Below are 5,097 nucleotides of genomic sequence, written 5' to 3'. Positions count from 1 at the left end.
AGATTTCATTCGAATAAAAGAACAAATCAAGAATATAAACAGCCACTAACAGCTGCTAAAATGAATTCCGGGGCGCATACTCGTTTTAGCTAAATCGTGACAACCTTTAAAAAAAAGCCGATGTATCTGCCATATAAGTTTACCCTAAATGAAGCCTACCATGTGAAACATTTCCATTTATGCCAAAAATTAGGGTTTCATGGTTGCTCCGTCAATTCTGAAGCCAAGAACACAACAACTATTCTACCATTTCCTGAATGACTTCCCCCTACCAAAGACATCAATTGAAAAGTCAAACTTGCTCAAAAAGGTCCTTTAACTAATCATATTCTTTCCTTTTTAATTTCTCAAGATCTTTCTCAACCTTTTTTTCCAATTCCTTTTTGCTCTTTTTTTCTACTGAACTAGTATCAGCCGGCTCTTCTTTTTTGGGAAGCTCCTCAAATTCTGTCTTTACAACCTTAACTAAAGGGTTATCTCTGGTACCCTTAATTCCATATTTCATAATAACATTTGTTGGTCTTCCACCGCCCAAATAACCGCTGATAAATCCTCTTACTTGTGCACCTAATTTATGGGCAGGAACCTTTATTTCCATTGAAAAATCCATGGTGCCATCTACCCCTTGGCTTCCCTCAATTTTAGCCACATAACTCCCCATGTTAAGTTCGAAAGGTTGAACGAAAAGTCTCCCATCTTTTATTTCCGCTTGGATATCGACATCTTTTACATTGAGATTCACTTCGTCAACATCGGTGATTTGAGAAACTTTCAAAACTCTACCCAATAAATTAGAACCTTTTAAAGTGGCATTTCGAATGGATACCAAACCTTTACCATTTAAAGAATTGTATTCAGGCTTCATATCTTGTTTTAGCTCCCCAGACAGAACAAAATCAGTTGTAAAATCACCATTCATCCGACCAGCAATTGGAGCAAATTTCTTAACCACATCAAAAGAATTATAGGCATCGGCAATTTTCATTTTCAAAATATCAAAGTCGAAATCAAATTTTGGTCGTTGTAAATTTCGGGAATCATACATCCCTTCTAAACCGAAATTCCCATCAATTAATTGGTATTTCCCATTTTCTAACCGAATTACACCATCCTTCACTACAACCAGCCCTTTCATATTACTCATGTGGAGATTGGAATATAATAATTTCTCAATCTTAGAATTCACTACAAAATCAATATTTTTCGGTACTTCCAAAGCTTTCAAGTGTGGTTCTTCCTCATGGGGAATTGGTATGGAAAGGCTGGGCTCTTCTTTCATCCACTCATTCAAATCAAAGGAATTGGAATTAAAATCTAAATTTCCTTGCAGAATTTCATTACCTTTTAATACATAAGCCAAATAATTGGATAGGCTCCCCTTTACTTGGAAATCACTTTTACCAAGATAGCCATTCATATTATTTATGGTAATTTTCTGAGGATCAAAAACTGCCTTTACTTCGCTTATTTTAATTTCTTGAGGCTGTTTAAAACTTTTGAAACTAAATTCTTGAACCTCCAGGATTCCTCTGGTTGGTAAACGATCGAAATTTTTAGCCTCCAAATCAGACATTTTCCCCTTGGTATTAATGTCCATATGAAGCCGTCCTGACAGAGTTACGCTATCTAAAGGATAAATTTTTGTAATTTTAGCTAAATCAACATCTCCTTTTAGGTTCATATTCCAGGTGTAATCATTGAAGTTTTTTACAGTCAAGTTTCCCACCAGTTGCTCTCCCTCCAGCTCAAATTCCAAATCATTAATATTCAAAGTGGTCCCATCTAACTTTCCACTTGTGTTTTTAGCCGTAGCATCCAAAAAAATATTCTCAAGAGGAACAGGAAAATCTTTCGTCTTTAAATAACCATTTTCAAGGTTCATCACCGCATCAATCCTGGGAATCATTGACTTTTCGGCATCATATACTCCATTGGCCTTGGCATGCAATTTATACTTTCCTTTTAGGGTCATGTTTGTCAAAGGAAACATGGTAGTTAATTCGGCCAGGTCTATTTCTGTATCAAATTGCCCGTCAATTTTCATTTTTTTAATTCCTTCCACCAACAAACTACCGTGAAGAGGGCTATTTCCCAGCTCAGCATGGAATTGTTTTACGATAAAAATGGTATTTTCAAATTTACCATCCTTATTGTCAACAAGAAGGTCAAATTTAACATTACGAATCGGTTTTGGTAATTCATTAAACTGAAACTGGCCCTTATCCACAAACATCTTTAGTTGAAAAGAAGGCTTTTGTTCTTTGTCCGAACTATAAATTCCCCTTACAAAACCTCCAAAATCCACCATTCCTTCTGCCTTTATATTTTCAAACTCCTCTTTATAGGCTATGGGCACTAAAGACAAAAGATCCTTAAAGCTAGTTTTTTCGGCCTGAAAGAAAATATCCATACTCATGTCATTTTCCTCCTTTGCAAAGAACCCACCAAAGCGAAACGCAAAATCATTAATTTTAACCCTGTTATCTTTAAACTTATACCTCTTTTTGTCCAAATCCAAATTCACGATAATATTGGCATCGAATCTCTTGTTCGAGGCCATTTTAGTATTCCTATACTTAAGGGTCAGGTTGTCAATGTCAGTATGGGTAACTATATCAAAAACCTGCCGAGAAAAATCTCCCTTTCCACTGTGATTTAATCCTTCCAGGGTGGCAAATAAATTCATTGAACGGTCATTGTATATTATATCTCCATTTTTTATTTCCCAATGGTTTATCTGAAAAGAAACTTCAGAAGGTGCCTTCTTGTCTTCCCTTCTTTCCCTTTTTAAAAATATGTCATAGTTGGCTAAGTTCTCTTCCAAAATCATTAATTGAATCTTTGGTTGATCCAAACCAATAGCCTCAATTTTTATAGTATCTCCCTTGAGAACACTTACAATATTTACCTCAAAAATCAGCGACTTTACACTTATCAAAGTATCTCCTTCGAAGGGTGGTCTATTAACCATTCCAAAATCTCCAAGAGTAAGGGTAGCATTGGGAAAATTCCTAAAGAGATTTAACCCAAATTGATTAGTATCATAAAAAACGGCTGCATTAACATTTTTTTCAAGTGCTTCATCTATTCCCTTTTTTACTTCCCCTTTAATTAAAAAAGGAATAATGGTTATCATAAGCATCAAAAGGACAAACAATACCCCGAGGATAAGAAGTGCTTTCTTCATTTTGTGGTGGATTTAGTCCATTCCCCTATAAAAACCTAATATTGTTTTAAGTCCATTCTATGCTAAGAAGAATTTTCAGATTAAAAACACCACTTATATATCAACTTGTTTCAGGAGATTAAAAAAAATCAGGTAAGTACTCAATAAAGATTTACTTTTTTCTCTTCTTCCTTTCAAATTAATACTGAAAAAATTTTAACTGTTTAGAAAAAGGCATACTTCACTCTAAAAATAGTATGGAAATAAAAGTTGGACAGCACGATCAAATAAAATTTATTGTGACCAAAAAAGGATTCTTATGGATAATGTTCTTACACCTCTTCCTCTCTATCATTAACCTTATGGGGCCATGAACTTCCTTTTGTTTAGCGGATATTTGTTACCTGCAAGGCAAAATGCCACACCCAAAACAAAACCCATGCAAAAGATGGATTGCAGACCCTTCAGGGGAATCATTTTGTCCTTTTACTTTTGGGATTTCGTTTTGGGCTGGATTTGATGTAAAGCTTCCCACCTCTTTTTTATCATCGTAAAATCGGAGTGCTTCTCACAAGTATCATGGGGTTTTATTTTTCTTTCATTTTGATGTTTCCTCTTTGTTTAAGGAAGGTATCATTTCAAAAAACTGAAGTTGAAACTAAAATGGTGATAAAATTACTTTTAAAGTATATAAATGGGATCATAAGGTCAAACGCACAAAAAGCTTTCGCATATGATCTAACATCCCCATTCATTAAGCATTTAGGAAACAAATAACCAAAACAATAAGTATGTTATGGTACAATTAAGAATGAACACTATGAAAGCTGCTGCATTGAAACATTTCGGTGGTCTTAATACCTTAAAGGTACTATCCTTACCAGTTCCTAAAGTTGCCCCAGACGAAGTGCTCATTCACGTTGAGTCAGCCGGTGTGGGTCAGTGGGACCCAATGGAACGTGAAGGAGAATTTGCTAAAATGACGGGAAGTAAACCAAATTTTCCATACATACTGGGTAGCGATGGTGCCGGAACTATTGCTGCAGTTGGTAATCAAGTGACTAATTTCAAAAAAGGAGATCGGGTTTATTGTGCCTCCTTTATGAATCCTAAAGGAGGGTTTTATGCTGAATACATCGCAGTGAAAGCAAATCTTGTCGCTCACACACCTGATTATCTGTCAACCGATGAAGCAGGGGCTATGCCCATTGATGCCATAACAACCCTTTGTGGCTTGGAGGACGTTCTAAAATTAAAAGGAAACGAAACCTTGATGATCTTTGGTGCCAGTGGTGGCATTGGTCATATGGCTATTCAGTTTGCCAAACACATTGGGGCACGGGTACTAGCTATAGCATCCGGAACTGATGGAGTGAGTTTAGCAAAGCGTTTGGGTGCTGACGTTGCAATTGATGGGCGCAAAGATAATGTTGTAAAAGCAGCCAGAGATTTTGCTCCCAACGGGATCGACACAGCTTTCGTGACTGCTGGTGGGAAAGTAACAGATGAAGCTTTAACTGCTATGCGTAAAGGTGGACGTGTAGCTTATCCCAATGGGGTACATCCGGCACCAAAGGTAAGTGAACATGTAAGCATCAATAATTTTGACGCTGTCCTTAATGAGAAAACTACCAAAAGGCTCCATCAATTATTAGAAGCCGGTCATTTTAAAGTACATATCGGAGAAGCATTTGACTTGGAACATGTAACGGACGCTCACCTTGCCACTACTAAACATCACCTTGGCAAGCTTACCTTGCATCCACGTTGATTAAACCTGAACAATTACTTATCATAAGGCTCTTAATAGGGATTATCACCACAGAATTTGTAGGCATGATTAAATTAAAAAATTGACTTCTCAGTATTTTATTTGAACTTGTGAAGGAAATCAACTAAATAATTATTTAAGCATGTAGAAAATTTAGATT

Annotated in this window: 2 protein-coding genes; one reads left to right on the top strand and one right to left on the bottom strand. The window is 36.2% G+C overall.

Features of this window, described 5'->3' with window-relative positions; genetic code table 11:
* Window positions 1-319: 319 nt before the first annotated feature.
* Window positions 320-3,187: an AsmA family protein gene (locus tag E1171_RS07390; protein WP_155205370.1), complete on the bottom strand. Its 2,868-nt coding sequence runs from the start codon at window positions 3,185-3,187 to the stop codon at window positions 320-322.
* Between the two features lie 775 nt (window positions 3,188-3,962).
* On the opposite strand from E1171_RS07390, the gene E1171_RS07385 reads away from it, so the two are divergent.
* Entirely contained in the window at window positions 3,963-4,937 is a 975-nt protein-coding gene (locus E1171_RS07385) for an NADP-dependent oxidoreductase (RefSeq protein WP_222931435.1), read from the top strand.
* Window positions 4,938-5,097: the final 160 nt, after the last annotated feature.

The sequence above is a fragment of the Xanthovirga aplysinae genome (genome assembly GCF_009711365.1).
In the GTDB taxonomy this organism is placed as follows: domain Bacteria; phylum Bacteroidota; class Bacteroidia; order Cytophagales; family Cyclobacteriaceae; genus Xanthovirga; species Xanthovirga aplysinae.
This window is presented reverse-complemented; position numbering and strand designations above follow the sequence as displayed.